Source organism: Arachnia propionica (assembly GCF_900637725.1).
GTDB classification, from domain to species: domain Bacteria; phylum Actinomycetota; class Actinomycetes; order Propionibacteriales; family Propionibacteriaceae; genus Arachnia; species Arachnia propionica.
In genome coordinates, this window is the sequence record NZ_LR134406.1 from 134,070 (window position 1) to 156,586 (window position 22,517).

Consider the following 22,517-nt stretch of genomic DNA (forward strand, 5'->3'; position numbering starts at 1 on the left):
TAAGGATTTTATGTTGTTCTCACCACTCTCGGCGGCGGATCCTGGAAATGGTCACCACGACGCTCAGCGCCACCCAGATCAAACAGACGATCGCCGTGCCGGTCATGGTGATGGGAGAGGTGAACGTCTCTTCCTGTGACGCTGCCCTGGCTCCCATGCCGAAGGTGATGAGGGTGAAGGGGTAGCCCGAGGCGAGTGACGGAACCACCGAGGTGAGCACCATGCCGATGATGATGGCCCCCAATCCGGCCGCCGAGAGGGCGGCGAATGTGCGGAACCACGTGGCCAGCATCATGGTGACCGTTCCGATGGCCCAGGCCCCCAGTGCGCCGCACAACCCCCACGGGAGGAGGATGCCCGGTCCGGTGGGGTCGGCAGGGTTGAAGCCAAGGAGCAGGCCGGTGATCGCGGCGGCCACGTAGTAGACAGCCATGCCGATGAGAGCCAGCTCGAGAGCGACGAGCGTCTTGCCGAGCATGGCGGGAACGATCCGGTCGATCGAGACCATTCGCTGCCAGCCGCGCGTCTGGTATTCGAGCGATTCGGCGTGGGCCAGGAACACGACGTAGAGCAGGGGCATGAAGACGGTGGTGACCATGATCCCACCCTGCGCCCAAATCGCAACCCACGTGATCCCCTGCTCCTGGAATATGGACAGATTGGTGGTGTAGTTCCACGCCCCCAAGATTTGGGCGAAGGCGGCGAGTATCACGGTTCCAATCAAGAACCACGAGGTGCGGATCTTGGTACGTTCGATCCGCCAGGCCGCGGCGAGGCCGATGCGACGACGCGGCGCAGCGATAGCGGTTGCTGTGGCATTCGTGGTCATGCGTTTTCCTCCTTGCGTATGATGAGCCTGGCCGACATGAGGGCCCAGGCCAGCGCGACGGCGGCGGCCAGAGCAACCAGCAGCCAAGGATTGGAGGCCAGGACGAAGTCGACGCCAGCGGAGTTCCCGGGTGTGAGAGTTTCAAGAGGCGAACCGGCCATCAGCAGGCCCCAGGGCAGCAGCCAGCCGATCACGGGCATCTTGAGGGCTATCCCTGCCAGAGACGTGATCAACGTTCCGACGACGCCTATGATCACCCCGGCCGAGGAACCATCGAACAGGTTGCTCAGGGCCAGCTGTACGGCGCTGATCGCGAATACACTCACGATGGTGAGGGCGATGATCAGCCAGAAGACTGCCGCGTAGGACGGTGAATCCAGCAGGCCTGCCTGCGTCCCGACGAAGGCGGCGGATATCAGCATGATCATGCTGATGAGAGTTCCCAGCCCCGTGAGCAGCGCCAGCTTGGTCATGAACTGCCGACGCGGCGACTCCCCCAGGGCCCGGAACACCTGCCCCATGCGACCCTCCTGGTCGACGCCAGCGATACGGGAGGCGAGGAAGGCGATGGTCGGCCCGAGCAGCAACCACTGCATGCTCATATAGTTATACAGGGAGAATGTCTTGAGCGCTTGGACTCCTTGCGGGGAACGGGAAGCCGAAACCATGATGACCCCCGCCAACCACACTGCTTCGATGAATGCGATTCCAAGGACGAAGACAAGTAGCTTGCTCTTATAGTGTTTACGGATCTCGAGTGCGAGGGTGCTCATGCTCGTCCCCTCCTTCCGGTTGTCTGCGGTGCGGTGGGCATGACGACAGGAGTTTCCGTGAGCTCGAGGAAGGCTTCCTCGAGGCTCTTGCGTCGCAGCTCGACCCGTGCGATGCGCACCCCGGCGCCCACCAGTCGGGCCACCGCCTCGGCGATCAGATCGTCGCGCAGCGGCGGAAGAATGATCTCGTCGCCGGCGCTCTGGGGACGCAGACCCAGAGCCTCCAGATGAGCCACGGCAGCGTTCACGGGGGACACCTTCATGACGAGCTGCCCCTGATCCCGCAGACCCGACAGGGGGCCCTGATAGCGGAGGTGACCGGATTGGATGATGCCGACGATGTCGGCCATCTGCTCGATCTCGGAGAGCAGGTGGGAGGAGACCATGACGGTGATGCCGCGGTCGTGGGCGAGCCGCACGATCAGGTTGCGGATCTCGGCCACACCGGCAGGGTCCAGGCCATTGGTCGGCTCGTCCAGCAAGAGCAGCTCGGGGCCGGAGATCAGGGCCATCGCGATGCCGAGGCGCTGTTTCATGCCCAGCGAGTACTGGCGCGCGCGTTTGCCGGCTGCGTCGGTGAGTCCCACGATGTCGAGGACGGCATCGACGGAGCTCTTGTCGCACGAGAGGTAGTCGGCGACGATGCGGAGGTTCTGGGCTCCCGTGAGGTGCGGGTAGAATGCGGGGCCCTCGATGAGAGAACCGATCCTGGGCAGGATGTCCGCCCTGTTCGCGCGAAGATCCCGGCCAAAAACGCGCACCTCGCCCGTGGTGGGTTTTGCCAGTCCCAGAAGCATCTTCATGGTGGTGGACTTCCCGGCGCCGTTCGGACCGAGGAAGCCGTAGACACCCCCGCTGGGAATAGCGAGATTGAGCTGGTTGACGACGGTCTGGCGTCCGTACCGTTTCGTGACGCCCCGGGTCTCGACCGCGAACTGCTGGGGCTGTGCGGTCGGTGGCATCTGCGGGGCGGGTGGCGTGTAGCCGGCCGCCGAAGGGTGAGTGGTTTGGGCAAACATCATGATATTTCCTTTTCTTTCATGACGGATTGTTCGGTCTCTGAGGTCTCGGGTTGGGTTGCGTTCCATTTCTTTGACGATGGCGTGGTGCGTCCTGTGTTGTGGACGGGGATATGGGCTTCCACCACCCACTTGTCGCCCTGCTGGCCGGCGGTATAGCTCCCTCCGACCGCGGCGACCCTTTCACGCAGGCCGGTGAGGCCGTATCCACTGGACCTGGAAGGATCGTGGGGTTTGATGCGGTTGTTGGTGATCATGATGACCACCTCTGTTGGGTCGAGTCTCACAACGATGGAGCAGCGTGCTCCGTGGCGGGCGTGCTTGAGGATGTTGGTGGCTGATTCCTGCACGATTCGGGCGCAGGTGGTCTTGAGGGAGAAGGGCAGAGATTCGATGCGCGGATCCACCGACTGCTTGTGAACCCGGATTCCGACCTCGGTCAACGAGTCCACTCGCTGTGCGACCTGATCACCCACGCTGGGGCCGGTGACGATCTTGTCGGACAGCGAGCGGATGTCGCCGTCGTCGTCCTCGTCGGATCGCAGGACATCGAGAAGGGCCCGCAGCTCGGACAGCGCCTCTCGTGCCGAATCATCAATGATCCCGAGGGTCTCGCGAAGCTGATCCGGGTCGTGCGAATTGCGTCGGGCCATGACCTGCATCGTGATGACCGTGATGTGGTGGGCCACCACATCGTGCAGTTCACGCGCGAGGTCGTGGCGCTCCTCCTTCCGGATCGTCTCCTGCTGGGCCTCGATCCTTCGGAGCTCCGTATGAACCTTTGCGGTACGGATGACGAGAAATCGAATCGCCAAACCTATGAGGGTGGCGGCTATCATCAACCAGATGGCCAGCCACCAGAATGCGACCGGGTTGCTCATATCCGCAATCTCCACCACCCAAGCGACGACACTTGCCCAGATCAGGGTTGCGAGGCAGTGTGTAATTATCAGCCAGTAATGGCACAGAGCGGATATGACCAAAGCGATAATGCAAGCAGCGATGAGAGGCAAAGCTGGGCGCTGAGTTGCAAACGTTACTCCCATGTTCAGCGCAAGCAGGATGACTGAGGCTTGGGCGGAGAAAAGGGAAACCGCGATTGCTGTGTATGTGAGGGTGATCTCGAGCAGAAACCATACGGTCAATGAATCCCACGGGGCCTGTCGCATGTAATTGATGTCACTCGCCATAGCAACGAGAATCACAAAGAGCGTTCCAAATCTGAGCCAGCGGGGAATGCGGGCAGAATACTCTACATTCCCCCAGTGTGTGAGAATCATTGATTGCATGACATGTCCTTCTCGAAATCGGTTCTTATCGGACAAGTCAGCGAGACCAGGGGCAGCCCGACAGTATTTCGCAGAGATTGCTCGGAGTCGCTGCTGTTGGATCGGTGGTTTCTGTTGCATGGGCAGTGGTGGAGGTTCCGACCAGGGTCAGCAGCGTCAAGAGAGTTCCGACGATGGCTGAAATCCTGCGAGTGAGCATGTCCTTCTCCTCTGTGTCGCGGTGTGTCCGAACGGGTTGTGTTCGATCTCGGTATCAAGGCTAGGAAGGCCTCAGGCGGCGCAACAGTGCACCATTGACTAGCTTCCGGGCGTCTTTTCGCCGCAACTTGTGACCGTGGTGTCCGTCAGGAAGGCCATGCACGGCGGCGCGACAAGGTATTTTGCGGGGTTGGTTCATGCGGTCAACCAGATGATGGCCTCTGGCGGTGCGTGGGTGTGGGTGGGATCAGTGTTGGTTCTGCCAGGAGTGCATGTCTGCCGTGAGGCTGCGGAGCAGGTCCTCCGGTTCCTTTAGGGCTCGCCGGGGAGTGGCCGGCGCCGGGGACAACCCGGTGATCGATCCGGCACGTGCCCCGCCGCCGGGTATCTTTTCGAAGGTTTCCCGATCCATCATGAACCAGGCCGTGTCGCAGTAGTCGATGAGGGAGAGGTCGTGACTCACCATCACCATGGTGACGTTGCGGTAACGCTCTCCCAGGACCACGTGTCGATAGATGTGGCGCCGGTTCTCCTCGTCCAGGCTGCTGAGCGCCTCGTCAAGGAACAGGAACTGGCTTCCCCGCACCAGCGCGCGCCATCAGCAACCGCTGGGCCTGGCCGGTGGAGAAGTTGCGACCGCCTGCTTGGACTCGTGACCCCAGTTTTGCCGGGAGCCGTTCGATCGTCTGTTCCAGGTTGACGTCGCGCAGCACCTGGAGCAGCTCGGCGTCGTCAATGTTGCGGTCGTTACCGGGCACGAGGTTGTCACGAACCGTTCCTTCCGCGAGCGTCATCTTGGGGAAGAGCACTCCCGTGGTGTCACGGAAGGTGGTATTTCCCACCCTGAGGAGCCCGGAGAAGTCGTTCAATCTCAGCAGGACGTACAGCAGGGTGGATTTTCCAGTTCCCGACGGGCCGAACACCGCCACCTTCTCCCCGGGGCTGACTTGGAGGTCGACTCCGTTGCACACCGCAGCGCTTCCGGGGTAGCCGAACGAGAGCAACCGGGCCTCGATCCGTCCCGGCTCTCCGGCCGGTTCGAGTGTGCCGTAGGAGGGTGAGGTGTGGAGCAGGTCGGCCTGCTTGTCCTGGTACACCGCGACGTTGGCGATCTGCTGCACCACGCCCTGGGTCTCGGAGACCGCGCCGGTGAACAGCGCCATCCCGGTCTGGAAGAGCACGATGTTGGCGAGGGCGATCTGCCCGCCCGAGGCCAGCCACAGGCCGGCGGCGACCACGAGCACCAGCATGATGGTGGTGTATCCGGACTGCACGCCGCTGGTCAGGCTGTTCCACCGGATGACCCGCTTGTACTCCTCGCTCACCTTCTGGTTCAGCGTGGTCCAGCGCTGGATGTGGTGCTCTTCGGCGCCGGTTGCCTTCACCGCGTCGATGTTGTTGAGGGTTGCCTGCGTCTCGCCGCTCATGTTCACCTGCGCCTGGACGTGGGTCTGGCTTGCGTCCATCTGGCGTTGGGTCAGGAACAGGCTCGCCAGGAAGTAGGCCGTCGAGCCGACCACGAGCAGGCTGGCCAGGGGCGGTGACACCAGGATCAGGTAGGTGAGCGTCAGCAGCAACGACAGCACCGAGAGCACCGAGGGCAGGATCGATTTCACCAGGGCGTCCTTGAGGACGAACCTCAGGCTGAGTTTCTCCGTTATGGCCCCCACTGATTGGTCGGCGAAGTAGGACAGACGTTGGGAGAAGAGCTCCGTGAACAGGCGGTGGGTGTATTTCTCCTCGAACTGATCGGAGCCGTGTTGCAGGCCGAAGGAGCGGATGGCGAACGAGGTGCCCGTCAGAAGGGCTGCCAGTCGCGCAGATCCCCGGGGGAAACCCGCAGCTCCATGTCGCCGAGGATCATGGATTAGCAGGCCAGCAGGCAGTCCTGTTCGCTCTGTTGCAGGACGATTCTCATGCCGTACCTGCCGTACCACCGATGTGTTCCAGGCCCGGCAGGAGCGGTCCGACGCCACCGTCCGGGACCTGTCATGATGCCGAAGTCCCGGACGTCATGTTTCCCCCACATCCAGGGGCAGCGGGACAGCGTGGCGCCCCCTCGGGCGACGAGATCACTTGCCGTTTCGCGCCAATCCGGCCTTCGGAGCTGCCTTCCGGCCAGATCGAGAACTAGCGCGCCGCCCGCCACGCCGTGGCAGAGGCTGGGCGAACCGGATTTTTCCAAGTCCCGCACGAGAAGGTCGGCGGCCTCCTCCAGGTCGGCGCGGATCCGTGCGATCTCGTCCGGGGTGACGACGGAGCGAAGGAACGCGCTGTCTTCGATGGTCTGGAGCCACACGGTGCGCGCCAGGGCTATGCCCGCCAGGCCGTGGCACCACTGGGTCGAGTGATTATCACCAGGGGATCTGGCGTCGTTCCAGCCCTCTTCAAGCTTGAAGGTGTTCTCGAACTCCCAGGCAGCTCTCCAGCTGTCCACCATGTCAGGATCGGATCCCATTCCAGCGGCGATCAGCACGGCAGTTCCCATGCCGCCCGCGTCGTGGGCGAAGCTGGCGTTCCGCGACAGCGCGCACACCTTCTTCGAGCCCCAACCCTCAGATGCGGCATCCGTCAGCAGGAGACCCAGCCGGTGGCACAGCTCGCGGATGCGGACATCGCTGTGGTGACGCAGCGCGATGATGAGCCCGGCCGGGCCCTCCATGACATCCAACAGCGCTCCGGGTTTGATGTCATCCGGGGTGATGCTCTCAACTGTTGTGAGGAAGCGGTCGTAGTGATGCCGCAGCCATGGGGCGGAAAATCCGAACGCTTGGCTGCGCCGGTGGGCGGCTGCAAGGCAGCTCGCTGGGCCATGGTAATAACTTAACGAAGCGCCGGAGTCGTTTACCATGGTGTCGGTTTCCAGTTGCAGCGTGCGCAGGAGGGATGTTGCCAGCTGATGGCATTGCGCATCGCGATGGGGGATGGTCGTGAGGAGTTCGGCCACTCTGGCAATGCCCCGGTACAGCCCGCCGAGCAAAGGCTGCACGGCCAGCTGCTCTCTTTCATCCACGGCCAGCACTTGCCAGTTGACGCTGCCGTCGGCGCCGGTCACGGTTTGAGCTTGCAGGTGGATCCGCTCGAATTCCTCAAATGAGCCGGCATCTTGTGTGGCGAGGCGTGGGCCCAGCGGGAGGATGACTTCTTCCGGCTTGTGGAATGCCATCCGGATCAGGGAAATATGGCGGTTGATATCGGTCTCCGTGATCGCCCTGATCTTTGCGGTTGTTTGGGCGATGGGCGCCACGTAGAGCCTCCCTGTTGGTCTGCCCCAGGGGTCGCGAATGGTGGTTTCGCTGGCGATTGCCCAGAAATGCGAGACGGCCCATGTGCGCAGCTGCTCCTCCTTCGAATCCACCATGCTCTCCGCGAGGCCAACTGAGTTGCGACGCAGTATGGAAAAGAGTTGTTCAGGATTTGTGTTGTGTCCAACCCGAGACAGTCCGGCTAGGACCGTTGCGTAGTCATTAGACATGCGCGCGAGAACCCGTACATGGAGATTGCTGGCATTGTTGCGGATGAATGTTTCTAGGTCATTGCGATGCTTCATTGCAATTTGCAGAGTCAAGACAAAACCTTCGACGATTTCATCGACGTAGTTTGCGGCGAGAATTGGATTGTTTTCCAAGGTGGGAAGATGATTTACCGGAGTGATCTCAGCGATCGTATGGATGTAGCGCATGTCGGATCGTCCCTGTCGATCAAGAGCGCGATGGCGGGCTCGCAGGCCATTGGCTGCGAGCCCGCTGATGTCGCCGCCGAGTTCTTTAAAGCTGGTACCCAGGGGGATTAGACCAGTCGAGGTAGGGGATGACGTGGTTTGTCGTAGCGTTGTATTGGAAGCATCAGGTTGGTCTTCCGGAACTCTTGGAAGTACGCTCATGATGACCTCGAGATCTACTGGGATAGGCTGGGTCGCCGTTGCGATGATATTCTCATGATGCAGATCGGTGAGATTCACCAAATAGGTGATGCCCAGCAACTGTCCGGCCCGACGATAGTAGCGTGAAACAGCGGCACGGTTTTCCAGGGATCCGTGCTGCACGGGGGCAACCCATGTGTGGTCGCCGCAGTCCGCCACCTGGGGGAAGCAGAGCTTCAGCCAAGGATAGCAACCCGCCTTTTCTGACATCCAGGCTGCCAGTGCGGAATGAATCTGCTTCATTGAAAATCCTTTTGAGCTTCAGGGGAGGGTTTGTTTAAAAAGATGTGGAAGTAGGCTGGGGGCAAACTTTGCCCCCAGCCGAAGATTGAGGTTCAGAAGCAGCAGGTGAAGAGTTGTGTCATTGTATTGGTGTTACATTCATGAGTGAAACTGAAGATAGACCCCCACCCGGCCCCGAGAAGTTCTTCGATTTCAGTGTCGCTGAGTTCGGCGAGGTTGTCGAGGGTCTGGTCGTCGTACTTGTTCTGCATGATGATGTCCTTTCTCTCAGGAGTTTTCTTGTTTTGCTTTCTTGTTACTTCTCTGCGCGCTGAAGTTGATATCAGCTTAAGCACGAAAAATTCCGGGTGCAATAGCTCTAACTCGGCTTGGATAGAGGCGCACTGCCTTCTTGGCTATAAGTGGTTTTTCGCGCCAATTCCTTAAACTTGTCGCTGGGCAGGGGGTATTGACCGGCTGGCCAGAAGTAGACCCTCGTGGGGGTCATATGTGCGGGGAGAGGTTGCGGGAGGGTCCGAAACCCGCGTCTGACAAGGGTCTTTCCCGGGAAGAGTGGCGTGCGTGGGTGAGCGCCTGGAATTTGGTCAATTATTTGAACGGTTCTGTACCGTTCGGGAAGAAAATGTGAGACGTCTCGCCTCGAGAGGCGCCGTTGCCCCGTGGCGCGCCCGACCTCAGGACGTGAACAGCGAGAAGTGGAAGGAGTACAGGCTCGGGCGGTAGACGTGCTGACCGAACTCGACCACCCGCCCGTCGGAGGCGTAGCCGGTGCGCTCCATCGTCAGCAGCGGCGCCCCCTCCTCCTCGCCCAGGTCCTCGGCCTCCTTCGCGCTCGCCCCGCGGGCGCCGATCACCTGCCGGGCAGAGGTCACCTCGACGCCGCGCGCCGCCAGGCAGCGGTAGAGGCCGTTCTCGCCGAGTTCCTGCCAGGTCGGTGCGATGTCGAGGGGAATTAGGTTCGTCATCAGAGCCAGGGGGTGGTCGTCGGCGTAGCGGAGGCGACGCACCGCCAACAGCCCCTCACCCCGGGGGATGCTGAGTTTCTCGGCCTCTTCCGGCGATGCCTCGCGCACCTCGTAGGAGAGCACCCGGGTGGTGGGGGAGAACCCGGCCTCGGCTAGGTCGTCGTTCAGGGAGGACAGCTTCATGGGGCGGTGCACGTGGGGTGGGGTGACGCGGGTGCCCACCCCGCGGCGGCGCGTCAACAATCCCCGCGAGGCCAGTTCCTGCAACGCCCGGCGGGCCGTGGGACGGGCCACGTCCAGGCGGCTCGCCATCGACACCTCGTCCTCGATCATCGCCCCCGCGGGTAGCGCCCCGGACAGGATCGCGGTCTCGATCGGTTTCGCGATCTGCTGGTACAGGGGGACCTGGGAATCGCGGTCCAGCGTGATCTCCGGTTCGTAGGTCGGTTCCATGATGCGGTCCTCGGGGCCGGAACATGCTTTGTTTCGGCGTGACAGGTAGGCGACGGTTTTGAATGATCATACAAGCCAGAGGCATGTTGCAGCGCAATGAACGGAAAGTAATGTCCTGACATAGGTTGACTGGGGTCCTTGGTGTGGGCAGACTGGAGCAATCCCCGACCTTGAGGAGCCATCCCCGAAATCAAGGAGTCATCACCGTGGATGAGCCGGTACTCGACGTCTGCACCATCGGCAGGTGCGGGGTCGACCTGTACCCCCTGGAGATGAACACCCACCTGGAGGACGTCACCCGGTTCGGCAAGTTCCTCGGCGGCTCGTCCGCGAACGTGGCCGTCGCCGCGGCCCGCATGGGGCATTCCGTCGCCTGCGTCACCGGGGTCGGCGACGACCCCTTCGGCCGGTTCATCCGCTCCGAGCTGACCCGGCTGGGCGTGGACGCCCGACGCGTCGTGGTGAACCCGGCGTTCAACACCCCCGTCACCTTCTGCGAGGTCTTCCCGCCCGACAACTTCCCGTTGTTCTTCTACCGCCAGCCCACCACCCCCGACCTGGAGATCGGCGTCGACGACCTGCCCGAGGAGGTCGCCACGGCCCGCATCCTGTGGCTGACCGTCAGCGGTCTGTCGGTGGAGCCGTCGCGGTCGGCCAACCACGAGGCGCTGCGACGCCACCACGGCAACGGCATGAGCGTCCTCGACCTCGACTACCGGGCGCGTTTCTGGCCCAGCGAACAGGAGGCGACCGCGCAGGTCCAGCAGGCCCTCGAACACGTCGACGTGGCGATCGGGAACCTGGAGGAGTGCCGGATCGCGGTCGGCGAGACCGACCCGGACGCCGCAGCCCTCGCGCTGCTGGAACGCGGGGTGGAAGTGGCCGTCGTGAAGCAGGGAATGATGGGAACCCTGGTGCGCACCGCGACGGAGCGGGTCTACGTGCCCGTCACGAGCGTCCGGGTCCGCAACGGGCTCGGCGCGGGCGACGGCTTCGGCGGGGCCGTGTGCCACGGCCTGCTGCAGGGCTGGGACCTGGCAAGGACGTTCGCCTTCGCGTCGGCGGCGGGCGCCATCGTCGCGTCACGGCTGGAATGCTCCACCGCCATGCCGCGTATCGACGAGGTGGAGCGCCTGATGGCGGCCAACCCGCAGGTCGTCCCGGTCGTCAGCAGAATCCGGCACTGAGGAGGAAAAATGGACAACGAAACCCACGTGATCAAGGCGGGAAGCACCGCCCACGGCCAGTTCGAGACCGACGTCAGCATCGAACGCGCCGGTTGGGAGTGGAGCTCCATCCGCGTGCTGGCGCTGCCCGCGGGCGGATCGGAGACGGTGGCCTCCGGGGTCTCCGAGCTGCTGGTGCTGCCGCTGTCCGGGGGCTGCGCCGTCGAGGTGAACGGCGAAACCCACGTGCTGAACGGCCGCGAGGAGGTGTGGAGCGCCATCACCGACTACCTCTACATTCCGCGCGGAACCACGTTCACGGTCCGCAGCGAATCCGGGGGGCGGTTCGCGCTGCCCGCGGCGAAGGCCACCCGCGACCTGCCGGTGCGGTACTGCCCCGTCACCGAGGTGGTCACCACCCTGCGCGGCGCGGGCCCGTGTTCCCGCCAGGTCAACAACTACGCCCTCGGCAACGACCTCGAGACCTCCCACCTGCTGGCCTGCGAGGTGCTGACCCCGGGCGGTAACTGGTCCAGCTATCCGCCCCACAAGCACGACGAACACAACGAGGTGGAACGCATCCTCGAGGAGATCTACTACTACGAGGTGCGACCGGGGCTGAACGGGTCGCCGGGGATGGCGTTGCAGCGCATCTACCCCTCGGGCCACGACATCGACGTGTGCGCCGAGGTGCACTCCCGCGACGTGGTGACGATGCCGCACGGCTACCACGGCCCGTCGGTGGCCGCGCCCGGATACGACCTCTACTACCTCAACGTCATGGCCGGGCCCGCCGAGGACTCCACCTGGCTGATGACCGACGATCCCGCATACACCTGGATTCGCGACACCTGGGCCTCCCAGGACGTTGATCCCCGGCTCCCCATGACCCCTCTCAACTAAGGAAACCCAGTGTCAACAGTGCGTCTCACCGTCGGGCAGGCGGTCGTCCGCTTCCTCGTCAACCAGTACACCGAACGCGACGGTATCGAGCGGCGTCTCATCGCGGGCGCCTTCGGCATCTTCGGGCACGGCAACGTCGCCGGGGTCGGCCAGGCCCTGCTGCAGAACGATCTCGACCCCACCCCCGAGGGCGGGCGGATGCGCTACATCATGCCCCGCAACGAGCAGGGCATGGTGCACGCCGCCGCGGCCTACGCCAAGACCACGAACCGGTTGAGCACCTGGATGTGCACCTCCTCGATCGGCCCCGGGTCGCTGAACATGGTCACGGGCGCGGCCCTGGCCACGACGAACCGGCTGCCGGTGCTGCTGTTCCCCTCCGACCAGTTCGCCACCCGCTTCCCCGACCCGGTGCTGCAGCAGGTCGAGGACCCGGTCTCGCCGATGACCGCCGCCACCGACTGCTTCCGTCCCGTCTCGCGGTTCTTCGACCGCATCGAACGGCCCGAGCAGCTCATCCCGTCGCTGCTCGCCGGGTTGCGGGTGCTGACCGATCCGGTCGACACGGGCGCGGTGACCATCGCCCTGCCGCAGGACGTGCAGGCCGAGTCCTACGACTTCCCCGTCGAGTTCTTCGCGCGACGGGTCTGGCACGTGCGCCGCCCACCGGCCGAGACCGCCGCCATCGAACGGGCCGCCGCGATCATCCGGGACGCGCGCAGGCCCCTCGTCGTCGCGGGCGGTGGCGTGATCTACGCGGAGGCGTCGACACAGCTGCGGGCCTTCGCGGACGCCACCGGGATTCCCGTCTCCGACACCCAGGCCGGCAAGGGCGCGATCAACCACGACCACCCGGCCGCGGTCGGTGGGGTCGGGTCGACGGGCGCAGCCTCGGCCAACGCCCTGGCCGAGACGGCTGACGTCGTGATCGGCATCGGGACGCGCTATTCGGACTTCACCACCGCCTCGCACACCCAGTTCAAGAACCCGGATGTGAAGTTCGTCAACATCAACGTCGCCGCCTTCGACGCCGCCAAGCACAGCGCCGAGATGGTGGTCGGTGACGCGCGCGAGTCCCTGGATGCGCTGACCGCAGCCCTCGACGGGTACCGGGTCGGCGACGACTACACCGAACGCATCGCGGAACTGAAAGCTGATTGGGCGAAGGCCACGCACGAGTGCTATCACCGCGATCAGACCCCGCTGCCCGCGCAGACCGAGGTGTTCGGGGCGCTCAACGAGCTGATGGGTGACAGGGACGTCGTCATCAATGCCGCTGGTTCGATGCCCGGCGACCTCCAGTGCCTGTGGCAGGCCCCCACCCCGGAGCAGTACCACGTGGAGTACGCCTTCTCCTGCATGGGCTACGAGATCCCCGCGGCGATGGGTGTGAAACTGGCCAGGCCCGAGGCCGAGGTGGTCTCCATCGTCGGCGACGGCACCTACCAGATGCTGCCGATGGAGCTCGCGACCATCGTCCAGGAGAAGGTCAAGGTCATCTTCGTGCTGCTGCAGAACTACGGCTTCGCCTCCATCGGGGCGCTGTCGGAAAGCCACGGGTCGCAGCGTTTCGGCACCCGCTACCGCACCGGCGAAACCCCCCACAACGCCGACGGCGACCTGCTTCCCGTCGACATCGCCGCCAACGCGGAGTCGTGGGGCCTGAAGGTGCTGCGGGTCCACGGCATGGACGAGTTCCGCAAGGCCTACGCCGAGGCGGTGGCCTGCGAGGGCCCGGTGATGATCCACATCGAAACCGACCTGTACGGCCCCAACCCGCCCGGCTCCAGCTGGTGGGACGTGCCGATCTCGGAGGTATCGCGCCTTGAGTCGACGCAACAGGCCCGCACCTGGTACGAGGGCAAGAAAACCGACCAGCGCCACTACCTGCGCTGAACCTCAGCGGGGCCGCCCTGAAAGGAGGGCGGCCCCGCTGCTGTGCGGACGCCCACCGGGATCGGGGGAGGAGGCGGCTGGTTGAGCCGGGTGCGACGAATGAGTAGTTCGTGTCGAAATCATCACTTCACGGATCGCAAAAAAGCCTTTTGCTGAGATCGTGACGCTCGGACCGGCTGATCCCCTACAGCATCCATACTGGGTGAGAGAGAACAGCGCGGAGATCGTTGATGCGCGGGGTGACGTGGTGGGCGGAAGTGGAAAGGGGTGGCTGTACCGATGAGGGCGAGGACATGGGTCTTGCGGGCTGGTGCCGTGGGGGTGGTGGCGGTGTTGGTCGTTTGGTTGTGGGGGCAGTTTGCTCCGGATCCGGCTGTGCTGCTTGACGGGGAGACGCGGACCTCGTCGTCGGGGCGGTACACCTCGGAGTTCCTCGCGGAGGAGATCAATGGGAGACGCAATGTGTATCCGGTGATCAAGAATTCGGCGGGTGAAGTGTTGTGGAGTGACGATAGGCGTTATCTCATGAGTGCGCATCCGGTGGGGGTGGTGTGGCAGAAGGATGCCGACGTGTTGTGGCTGTTGTCTGACGATATTGGTACGTCGCGTGTGGTGGAGAAGGACGGGGAGTGGGTCAAGGAATGGGACTGGGACACGCTGCCTCCTGATATCGAGAAAATCGAGAAGGGTTGATGACGGCAGGGCTGCAAGCGGATGCCGGGCGTCCAGATTCCCGGGAACCGTCGCGCATCTATTCGGTATGCGTAGGCACGCCTACGCATACCGAATAGATGCGTATTCCTCCTCGTGGCGGTCGGTAAGCCGCCGGAATACCCTTCTGGGTGATCCCGGGCCGGGCTACCCTGAATTTACAAGAGGGTTTGATGGACGGGGCGAAGCGGCCCCGTCTCATTATCCCGGCTTCAGTGACAACCCTGAGAGGAGGACAGGTGATGTCGAGTGCCATCACCGTTAGTGGACTGAGAAAAACATACGGGAGTTTCGTGGCGGTCGACGACGTCGATCTGCAAGTGGAAAGTGGGGAGGTGTTTGCCTTTCTCGGTCCGAACGGCGCCGGCAAGACGACCACCATCGACATCCTCACGGGTGCGCAGCGACGTACCAGCGGTACGGTGAGCGTGCTGGGACGCGACCCGCAGAACGACGAACGCGAGTGGCGCGCCCAGGTGGGGGTGGTGCCGCAGGGCACGGCGAAGTACTCAGATCTCACGGTGCGCGAGATCATCGATCATTTCGCCTCGTTCTACCCTGATCCCTTCCCGACCGGTCAGCTCATCGACATGGTTGGGCTCGGCGCCAAGGCAAAGGTGCTCAGCACGAAGCTCTCAGGCGGGCAGCGCCGACGCCTGGACGTGGCCGTGGGTGTGGTCGGCCGGCCTCGGCTCCTGTTCCTGGACGAACCGACCACCGGGCTCGACCCGGAAGCCCGGCGCGAGGCATGGGAACTGGTGCGGCTGCTCACCGGCACGGGAATGACCACCGTGCTAACCACCCACTACCTGGACGAGGCCCAAGAGCTTTCTCAGCGAGCCGGCATCATCGTTCGAGGCAGGATCATGCATGTCGGTACCCTGGGCGAACTTGCGCGGCTGACCGGCCGCCGGTACCGGGTCTCCTACGACCTCGATCCTTTGGTCGAGGTTCCGCTGAGCCTGGCGGAGAGAATGAAGAGTCAGCCTCACAGCTGCCTGTATGGCACTGATGAACCGACGGCGCTGCTGAGACTGTTGCTGGATGCTGCACAACGTCACGGTATTGCAGAAATACCCGGGCTGCAGATCACTCAGCCGAGCCTTGAGCAGATCTACATCAACATGGTCGAACAAGCGAAGGAAAACTGATGAGCGAGACGACGCAGGCACCGGAGGCGCGTGCAATTGGCGCCGTAACGCAAAAGCAGATTCCGGGACTGGTTTCGGCGAGTTTGACGCGAGTGCGTGTTGAGTTGGTGGCCTTCTTCCGGGACTGGCAGTCGATGCTGTTCAACATGGCTCTTCCGGTGATGATGATGCTTGTTTTCGGCGCCGTGTTCAATCAAAAGGTGCCCGGTACTGATGTCGACTATCGACTGCTGTTCATTTCCGGGATGATCGCCGTTGGTGTGATGAGCACCACTTTCCAGTCGCTGGCGATCAGCATCACCCTCGATCGGGAAGAGGGCCTCATTCGCAGGCTGGCCGCATCCCCGATGCCGCGGGGCGCCTATTTCATCGGGATCACGGTGAAGGCGCTCGTCACGACGATACTCGAGGTCATCATCCTGATGGTCCTGGGGATGGTTCTCTACCACCTGCCCATGCCGTCCGACGCCACACGCTGGTTCACCCTCGTATGGGTGGTCCTGCTCGGGGTGAGTTCCTGCTCCTTGGCAGGCATCGCGTACACGGCACTGATCCCCAACGCCCGAGCCGCTGCCGGGGCGGCCACTCCTCCATTCCTGATCCTGCAGATCATCTCCGGGGTCTTCTTCCCCCTGTCGATGATCCCTGCCGCGCTGGCCTACATCGGCTACGCCTTCCCTCTGCTGTGGATGGCCAAGGGCCTGCGCTTCGTGTTCCTGCCGGAGTTCTTGGCCTCGGCCGAGCCGGGTGGCACCTGGGACCTTGGCATGGTGGCGATCGTGCTGGGCGTTTGGACGGTCGTGGGTGCTGTCCTGGCCGCTCTCACCTTCAAGTGGCGGGGTCAGCGCGTGAAGTAGGAAGAACTGCGAACGCGCGGTCAACGATCCATCGATTGCCTCGCCCATGTCCGGGTGGAGGAGGGAGATCCCTCCTCCACCCGGACATGTTCCGGGGAGCGGCCTCCCCTCCCCGGTAGGCACTGTCGCTACGGCCCTGTGATGCCGCCCCTCGAGGTTGCTGATCAGGGTTCGCTGTTCGATTGTTTGGCGAGCATTGCTGCGCGCGGAGTTCATTCTTGTTCGCGATAGTTGTTTTTGAAGAACTCGGTCAGTTCGGATCTGTTGGATATCCCGAGGCGGCGATAGATGTTTCTCAGATGGGTGTCCACCGTACGTTTGCTCAGGAACAACGCCGCGGCGGCCTGCGCATTGGTGCATCCCGCGGCCACCTGCTCGGCGACCTTCCGCTCGCTGACGCTGAGCCTCCGGGGCTCCTTCCCGGCTCCCGGGGGGATGCCTTCGCAATGGTTGGGTGCATTCGAAAGATCGTTCATGGAGCGCCACGACTTCTCCGTGGCGCAGATGTCGTTTCGGAGGCATTCCGCCATCGCATCCTCGTGGCAGGAAACGAATATGGTTCTGAGTTGCTGTCGCCAGTCCAGGATGGAGGGGTTCGTGAGATTCGCCGAAGCCAGGGCCCTGCCGGTGGCGAAGTGCTTGTCGATGGCAAGTTGGACGCTGCCCGTGCGGCGGTCCAGGTTTGCGGCGCAGTAGGTGGCGAACACGCGGAGAACGGCGTGGGCATCCTCGTCGGGCAGAGTGGGCCGCTCCGAATCGCCGGGGTCCTTGCGCAGGTAGTGTGTCGCGAGTTCGCAGAACCGCCCGACGGTGGAGGCCCGCATGGCCGTGGTGGTCTCGGCCACGCGCGCGAGCAACTCGCTGGCCAGCTTCGTGTCCCGGCGGTGGAAGGCGACCAGCGAGTGAACGATGAGCACCCAGGCGCGTTCGGCCCTGCGGGTGCTGGCGAACGATCGTGCCCTCCAGCACCACATCGCGGCCTCGTCCGTCATGTTGTTCAGGCACGTGGCCAGCCCCGCGAGGCAGCAGGCCATGAGCGGCAACCCGCCCGGGGACAAACCCTGGTGCGCGACCAGTTCGCGCAGCTGGGCGCCCGCGGAGCGCCGGGTGAATGCGTGAAGAACTGCCATGCCCGCCCGTATGACGGGGGCCGATGGATGATCGCCGTGCGCCATGGCGACGATACGCCGGAGCGTGCACCAACGACGTTCGGGTTCGGCACATGTGGTCGCCGGTGAGGTCATGATCCACGAGAGAGCCGCCGTCGCGGTTCGGGGATCATCCGGGGCAAGTGTTCCAAGGGCCTTTTCCGCCAGATGCGCGGACAGGACCGGGTGTTCCAGGGCGACCAGGGGAGACAGCACGTCGTAAGCCGCCTCGGACACGGCATCCGCGGCATCGAGCACCTCCAGCGCGGCCCCGAGCGCCGTCAGATCAAGGTCAGAACATATCGCGGCCAGTCGTGTGGCGGCTTTTCCCGCCGATTCGTCCTCGAGGAATCGCGGCAGGGCGCGCATGATGTGGCTTCTCCCGCAGGTATCGGCCGCATCGGCCACCCGACGGATCACATCCGCGACTTCCGGTGTCAAACAGGAATCCGTGTCTCCGGTGAACAGTTCGAGCAGCCCGAGGTGGTGCACCTCGTCCACCACGCCATCATTCAGCAGGGGCATCAGGGCACGCCGGGCGGTGTCGAAGGTATCGGCGTCGAGGTGTGTTCGCAGACGCGGCCACAAGGCGGCATCCAATTCCGGGGGAACCGGTTCCGAAGAGATGGCCAGCACCATGCGCCGGGCGTAATGGGTACCCAGGCCGGTGCTCTCCAGCACCCGGTCGACATTCACCGTGGCCACTTGGTCCCCGCGCAGCGCGAGGCACAGGAGGAACATCGCCTGATCGTGGGACCGGGGGAACTGGGTGCTCACGACGTGGGTTATCGCGTCGGCCAGTGAATCGATGACGGTCGCCGCCGAGACCAGCTCGCCGTCCCTGGTGTGGCACAGCGCCGCCAGGAAGAGGTGCACCAGGATGGGGTGACATCCGCAAAGGGACTCGATCATCGCCCGGTGAACGTCCAGGGCGTTGCCGGTCTGCGACCGGACCGTGTGCCACACCTCCTCGGGGGGCATCGTGTGATGCAGCAGCAGCTGAGGTTTCAGATGGCTGAGGCGCGCCACGAGATTGAACTCGTCCTCGGCGTCCTCCGTGGCGATCACCACCTGCACGCCGCTGTGCACCAGATTCTCGATGTCGGACGCCAGGCCGGGGCTCGTGCGGAACATCCCACGGTCGTCGATGCAGACTTCCGCGACCCCCAGGTCGATGATGCGGGTGGGCCACGAGTCGGCGGGCACCGTTGCCCTTTCGATTCGCTCGCCCCGGTCGCAGACGACGGTTACCTCGCACCCCTCGGGACGGCCCACCAGGTGGGCGCGCCGTCCCGAACCGGGGGTGACCTTCATCACGGCCTCGGGCCAGCCCGGGGTATCCCGCGCGGCGGAAGCGGGCGCGATGCTCAACGAACCACCTCGGCGGGACCGATCCCGGGGCCCGTCGTTCCTGGTGGGTTGCGGCGCCACACCGTCGAGCGCCGCCGGCCCGTGGATGAACTCCAACCGGGTGGGCGCCGCCCTGGCGGTCGAATCTCCCCTGATTCTGTTGGCTACCTCCGTTGTCTGCATGCTGATGCCTTTCATTTTCGGGCGTCTCCTGTGGCACCCGATGTATCAAGCCTAGTGATCCCCGAAGTCATGCGGGGAAGATCGGTGAAGAAATTCACTTCCGGCAGGCGGGGAACCGGGGTCGTGACGGCTTGCCTGTCGGCCTTTCGGACGACCCGGGGCACGTTTCGGGGTGCTGGAGCCGTCGACTGGTTACTGTGGTTGAAGGGGAACTGGTCCATGGCGCGCGGACGGGGAGCACGGGGCGCGCGCAGACGGAGGTGATGATGGGATTTCTCGAATGGCTGGGCAAGAGGTGGGCCAAGGGGCTCGACTTCACGGCGGTCGACTCCGTCTTGAAGGCCGAGGCCCTGGCCGCCGAGGGGAAACTAACGCCGCTGTATCTGGTTCCGCTCCGTTTCGGCGGGCAGGAGATGCCCATGAACCGGGTCTTCGTGCCCGCCTCCGTCGTCGAACGCAAGGACCTCCACGACGAGCGGGTCGAACAACTCGTCAATGAACACAGGGCCGACGGCTACTCCTGCACCCCCGAGTACCGGGGCAGCAGCGTCGTGCCCTGCCGGCTGGATGGCATGGCCACGGAGGAGGGCATCCCGGTCTACCCGTGGTCCATCGACGTGTGGTGATCACGCCAGGACAATCCCGGTTGCGCAGCACTCAACCGCCGAAAACCCCGTTTTCGGCGGGAAATCGGGTTTGAGTGCTGCACAACCGCGCAAATCCTGGGCACGGCTAGTCGGAATCCTCCGGTTTCTCCGATGTGCTGCTCAGGTGGGCGCTCAGCCGGCTGTAGGCCACGGACAGGGCGAAGCAGATTGCACCCGCCACCAGCAGCGACAGGATGCGGGTGATGGAGTTCTGCCCGGACATGTCGATCACCGCGAGTTTGAGCACCATCAGCATCACCAGCACCAGCCCGTACAGGCGCATGGCCGTGGCGTGGGCGCGGAAACCCGCGACGATGCTGAGGGCGCCGGCGATGATGAGGGTGGCGCTGCTCGTCGCGGAGTCTACGTTCGTCGCCGTCAGGAGGGTGTTCATCCCGAGCAGGGAGAGGGTGAAGGTGATGCCGGTGGTTACGCCGTGCCACGGGTGCCGCGCCATCGGCCACATCATCCACACCACCGCGCAGCCCACCGCGAGCACGAAGGGGATCAGCACCAGCTCGTGGGTCAGGAAGGCCCAAGTCGGGTGGGTCACGGGCAGCCACGGCACCAGTGACCAGCCGGTGGCGGCGTAGACCACGTACTGCAGCAGACCGGCCGCGCCGAGGTTCAGGATCATTGGTACCGGCGACGACGGGGTCAAGGACACCGTGCCGGCCGTGGGTTCGTCGACCAGGTGTGCCCGCTGCCCGAACAGCTTGCCGGAGAGCAGGGGCAGAGTCGTCGTGTGCCCGCTGCTGAGCCCCAGCGCGATCAGCGCCACGATCACGCTCAACGTGAGGATTCCCCAGATCGTGATGCCCCAGGCCGGGCCGATGCCCAGCCTCCACAACAGCTCCTCGACGGCCGAGGGCAGCCGCAGCACCAGCAGGAACACCACCAGCCAGACGGTCACGAGGTGTTCCGGCCTGTCCGGGAGACGTTTCTCGATGGCCAGCGCGACCGCCACGGCCACCGCTAGGATGCCAAGCCGCACCAGGGCCAGGTCGATGCTCGGGTCGTGTCCGGACCAAGTCAGGAACACTACCGCGGCCGGCACGGTGATCACGTGGATCGCATTGCCGGCCAGCACCGCGGGGAGTGCCGTCAGGGCCAGGACGGCGACGAGCGCACCCAGGACCAGGGATTCGTTCCTCAGCTGGGGCAGCAGAACGCCCACCGTCACGAAGGCGCTGACGAACAGGCAGTGGCCCGCCCACGGCCCGGCCTTCGCGGCGACCTTCTTGAAGGCCAGCGGCACCACCGTCAAGGCAAGGACGATCAGGTGCGTCACGGCCAGCAGGGTGAAGTCCTGCTGCTGGAACCAGTCAGGTGTGACCCGCGGAGGCGGTGCCGGCGTAAGACGCAGCGTCGAGATGGCTGTCAACAGCGGGGCGGCCAGCCAGGCCAGCGCCCATGGGTTTGCCGGGGTCCCGGGGGACGGCTCCGGTGCGGTTTCCGGGATCTCGCCCTCCGGCACCTCGCCTGTCTTCACGACCAGGATGAGCTGGGCGAACAGGAGCGCCACGAGGGCCAGCATGGCCACGAGGGTGCCGGTCTCGGTGATCTCCCGTGCCTTCTCGACGGGTGCCATGAACAGCGCGGGAAGCCCGATCGCGCTGGCCGACAGCAGGTACAGGGGCCTGAAGCGGGACTGCTCGACCGCTTTCCGCGCGGTCATGGCGGTGGTCAGGGTGATGGCCGCCACATAACCCACCACCATCGTCAGGCCCAGGAAGGACTGCTCGGGATGGACGTGGGACTGCGCCGCGGCCAGCCCGATGGTCGACAACCCGCCCAGCGCGGTGATGATCGTGATGTAGGGCAGGTGGGTGCGCGCGGCGACCAGGATCAGGATGATCGTCCAACCGGTGAGCGTTAGGAAGGCGGGCAGCGGGGGCAACAATCCCAGCAGGACCGCGCCCACCAGGGAAACGAACCCCAGCCCGCCGCCGATGCCGGTGAGTGTGGCGGCCGGTAGCCGGTTCGTCGTGGCCCTGGAGATCATGCCCATCCCGACGACGGTCAGCGTAACGCCCGTCACGCCGACGGCCCCGACCTTGACGATGTCAGGTATCGAGCTCCACAGCAGCGCGATGAGACTGGCCGCGGCCAGGAAGACCAGCACCGCTGCCGCGGCTGACAGCAGGTACTTGCCCAGGGCGGCCTCGCCCGCGCGGTTTCTGATCGAGGTCAGGGGCGAGGGTTTGGGTTTCGGGGAGTGGGGCGGGTCGCCGAGGGGCACCTCGTCCGGGTTCCCGGGCGATGCTGCCTTGGCGTCCGCGTTCTGCGCCACCGGCTGAGGGGGGACGGGAACCGGAATCGTCGCGGGCAGCCGGGGAGGCGGGGGTGCCGGCATTGGGGGAGCGGGCATCGGGGCCGGTGGTGGCATGGGGATCGACCGGGTGGGGGCGGGTATCGATACCTGCAGCGGGGTCGGACCGGTCGCGGTGGGGCGGTGGGGCGGTATCGGTGGCGGCGGTGGCGGGGCGGCCGGTTTCTGCTGCTCCCGGGAGGTGTTGCTCCGTTGCCGCGAGGCCTCGGGGAGGGTGTCCCGCTTGTCCAGGTAGGAAATGATCACGTCCATCCTGAGGGTCAGGCCGTCAATGGCCCTGACCACGTCGCGCAGGCTCGGTTTCTCGGGTTGTTTCGGGCCGGTGCCCTCCGGCTGTTCGCTCATCTCCATCGTGGAGCCTTTCCGGACGTTCTTCGCGGAGATTCCAGATTAGAGGGAACCGGGTGCGCTGGGGGAGGGATCGGGAAAACTCCCGGGCGGCCTGCGGCGGGCTCTTGGGCCGCGGCGGTTCCCGTGGCTCT

Annotated in this window: 18 protein-coding genes; 7 read left to right on the forward strand and 11 right to left on the reverse strand. The window is 64.4% G+C overall.

Annotated features, from left to right (window positions below; genetic code table 11):
• Positions 1-19: 19 nt before the first annotated feature.
• The 9 genes from EL272_RS00660 to EL272_RS00700 all read right to left on the reverse strand — a co-directional run bounded on the left by EL272_RS00660 (position 20) and on the right by EL272_RS00700 (position 9,691).
• A complete protein-coding gene (locus EL272_RS00660) occupies positions 20-829 on the reverse strand; it encodes an ABC transporter permease (RefSeq protein ID WP_014845280.1) in 810 nt (269 codons plus the stop codon).
• Positions 826-1,602 carry an ABC transporter permease gene (locus EL272_RS00665; RefSeq protein ID WP_061787399.1) on the reverse strand — a complete coding sequence of 259 codons (777 nt, stop codon included), beginning with the start codon at positions 1,600-1,602 and terminating at the stop codon, positions 826-828. Before EL272_RS00665 ends, EL272_RS00660 begins: the two co-directional genes overlap by 4 nt.
• Positions 1,599-2,624 carry an ABC transporter ATP-binding protein gene (locus EL272_RS00670; RefSeq protein ID WP_082793810.1) on the reverse strand — a complete coding sequence of 342 codons (1,026 nt, stop codon included), beginning with the start codon at positions 2,622-2,624 and terminating at the stop codon, positions 1,599-1,601. The genes EL272_RS00665 and EL272_RS00670 overlap by 4 nt, the downstream gene beginning before the upstream one ends.
• On the reverse strand, positions 2,621-3,910 hold the full coding sequence (locus EL272_RS00675; RefSeq protein ID WP_211097993.1) for a sensor histidine kinase: 1,290 nt from the start codon (positions 3,908-3,910) through the stop codon (positions 2,621-2,623). Before EL272_RS00675 ends, EL272_RS00670 begins: the two co-directional genes overlap by 4 nt.
• A 445-nt stretch (positions 3,911-4,355) precedes the next feature.
• Complete coding sequence (locus EL272_RS00680) at positions 4,356-4,694, reverse strand: hypothetical protein (RefSeq protein WP_061787397.1); 339 nt, start codon at positions 4,692-4,694, stop codon at positions 4,356-4,358.
• Positions 4,666-6,084: an ABC transporter transmembrane domain-containing protein gene (locus EL272_RS00685; protein ID WP_082793808.1), complete on the reverse strand. Its 1,419-nt coding sequence runs from the start codon at positions 6,082-6,084 to the stop codon at positions 4,666-4,668. Before EL272_RS00685 ends, EL272_RS00680 begins: the two co-directional genes overlap by 29 nt.
• A complete protein-coding gene (locus EL272_RS00690; RefSeq protein WP_073969996.1) occupies positions 5,976-8,273 on the reverse strand; it encodes a DUF4135 domain-containing protein in 2,298 nt (765 codons plus the stop codon). The genes EL272_RS00685 and EL272_RS00690 overlap by 109 nt, the downstream gene beginning before the upstream one ends.
• 92 nt (positions 8,274-8,365) lie before the next feature.
• Complete coding sequence (locus tag EL272_RS00695) at positions 8,366-8,524, reverse strand: lacticin 481 family lantibiotic (RefSeq protein WP_061787393.1); 159 nt, start codon at positions 8,522-8,524, stop codon at positions 8,366-8,368.
• Between the two features lie 423 nt (positions 8,525-8,947).
• Positions 8,948-9,691 carry a GntR family transcriptional regulator gene (locus tag EL272_RS00700; protein WP_061787392.1) on the reverse strand — a complete coding sequence of 248 codons (744 nt, stop codon included), beginning with the start codon at positions 9,689-9,691 and terminating at the stop codon, positions 8,948-8,950.
• 206 nt (positions 9,692-9,897) lie between these two features.
• Here EL272_RS00700 and iolC point away from each other — a divergent pair, with 206 nt between their 5' ends.
• The 6 genes from iolC to EL272_RS00730 all read left to right on the forward strand — a co-directional run bounded on the left by iolC (position 9,898) and on the right by EL272_RS00730 (position 16,375).
• Positions 9,898-10,878 (forward strand): 5-dehydro-2-deoxygluconokinase, encoded by a 981-nt coding sequence (iolC, locus tag EL272_RS00705; RefSeq protein WP_082793807.1) that lies wholly within the window; start codon positions 9,898-9,900, stop codon positions 10,876-10,878.
• Between the two features lie 9 nt (positions 10,879-10,887).
• The gene (iolB, locus tag EL272_RS00710; protein ID WP_014845288.1) at positions 10,888-11,760 is read left to right on the forward strand and encodes a 5-deoxy-glucuronate isomerase; all 873 of its coding nucleotides are present in this window, start codon (positions 10,888-10,890) and stop codon (positions 11,758-11,760) included.
• Positions 11,761-11,769: 9 nt separating this feature from the next.
• Entirely contained in the window at positions 11,770-13,656 is a 1,887-nt protein-coding gene (gene iolD, locus EL272_RS00715) for a 3D-(3,5/4)-trihydroxycyclohexane-1,2-dione acylhydrolase (decyclizing) (protein ID WP_061787391.1), read from the forward strand.
• A gap of 300 nt (positions 13,657-13,956) precedes the next feature.
• Complete coding sequence (locus EL272_RS00720; RefSeq protein WP_126409290.1) at positions 13,957-14,349, forward strand: hypothetical protein; 393 nt, start codon at positions 13,957-13,959, stop codon at positions 14,347-14,349.
• A gap of 311 nt (positions 14,350-14,660) precedes the next feature.
• Positions 14,661-15,518, forward strand: coding sequence for an ABC transporter ATP-binding protein (locus tag EL272_RS00725; RefSeq protein ID WP_234028359.1), 858 nt, complete (start codon positions 14,661-14,663; stop codon positions 15,516-15,518).
• Complete coding sequence (locus tag EL272_RS00730) at positions 15,518-16,375, forward strand: ABC transporter permease (protein ID WP_061787390.1); 858 nt, start codon at positions 15,518-15,520, stop codon at positions 16,373-16,375. The genes EL272_RS00725 and EL272_RS00730 overlap by 1 nt, the downstream gene beginning before the upstream one ends.
• Before the next feature lie 212 nt (positions 16,376-16,587).
• Here EL272_RS00730 and EL272_RS00735 read toward each other — a convergent pair whose 3' ends face one another.
• Positions 16,588-19,056 carry a helix-turn-helix transcriptional regulator gene (locus EL272_RS00735; RefSeq protein ID WP_199798251.1) on the reverse strand — a complete coding sequence of 823 codons (2,469 nt, stop codon included), beginning with the start codon at positions 19,054-19,056 and terminating at the stop codon, positions 16,588-16,590.
• Positions 19,057-19,322: 266 nt separating this feature from the next.
• Between EL272_RS00735 and EL272_RS00740 the strand changes: the two genes are divergently transcribed.
• Positions 19,323-19,682 carry a hypothetical protein gene (locus EL272_RS00740; protein ID WP_061787389.1) on the forward strand — a complete coding sequence of 120 codons (360 nt, stop codon included), beginning with the start codon at positions 19,323-19,325 and terminating at the stop codon, positions 19,680-19,682.
• A gap of 106 nt (positions 19,683-19,788) precedes the next feature.
• Here EL272_RS00740 and EL272_RS00745 read toward each other — a convergent pair whose 3' ends face one another.
• Positions 19,789-22,386 carry a DUF2339 domain-containing protein gene (locus EL272_RS00745; RefSeq protein ID WP_061787388.1) on the reverse strand — a complete coding sequence of 866 codons (2,598 nt, stop codon included), beginning with the start codon at positions 22,384-22,386 and terminating at the stop codon, positions 19,789-19,791.
• Positions 22,387-22,517 lie beyond the last annotated feature (131 nt).

Bases quoted from the DNA above. Each gene is read 5' to 3' on its own strand.
- EL272_RS00740 (WP_061787389.1), top strand. From the start codon at position 19,323: ATGGGATTTCTCGAATGGCTGGGCAAGAGGTGGGCCAAGGGGCTCGAC.
- EL272_RS00700 (WP_061787392.1), bottom strand. From the start codon at position 9,691: ATGGAACCGACCTACGAACCGGAGATCACGCTGGACCGCGATTCCCAG.
- EL272_RS00690 (WP_073969996.1), bottom strand. From the start codon at position 8,273: ATGAAGCAGATTCATTCCGCACTGGCAGCCTGGATGTCAGAAAAGGCG.
- EL272_RS00745 (WP_061787388.1), bottom strand. From the start codon at position 22,386: ATGGAGATGAGCGAACAGCCGGAGGGCACCGGCCCGAAACAACCCGAG.
- EL272_RS00695 (WP_061787393.1), bottom strand. From the start codon at position 8,524: ATGCAGAACAAGTACGACGACCAGACCCTCGACAACCTCGCCGAACTC.
- EL272_RS00730 (WP_061787390.1), top strand. From the start codon at position 15,518: ATGAGCGAGACGACGCAGGCACCGGAGGCGCGTGCAATTGGCGCCGTA.
- EL272_RS00660 (WP_014845280.1), bottom strand. From the start codon at position 829: ATGACCACGAATGCCACAGCAACCGCTATCGCTGCGCCGCGTCGTCGC.
- EL272_RS00735 (WP_199798251.1), bottom strand. From the start codon at position 19,056: ATGCAGACAACGGAGGTAGCCAACAGAATCAGGGGAGATTCGACCGCC.
- EL272_RS00670 (WP_082793810.1), bottom strand. From the start codon at position 2,624: ATGATGTTTGCCCAAACCACTCACCCTTCGGCGGCCGGCTACACGCCA.
- EL272_RS00665 (WP_061787399.1), bottom strand. From the start codon at position 1,602: ATGAGCACCCTCGCACTCGAGATCCGTAAACACTATAAGAGCAAGCTA.
- iolB (WP_014845288.1), top strand. From the start codon at position 10,888: ATGGACAACGAAACCCACGTGATCAAGGCGGGAAGCACCGCCCACGGC.
- EL272_RS00675 (WP_211097993.1), bottom strand. From the start codon at position 3,910: ATGCAATCAATGATTCTCACACACTGGGGGAATGTAGAGTATTCTGCC.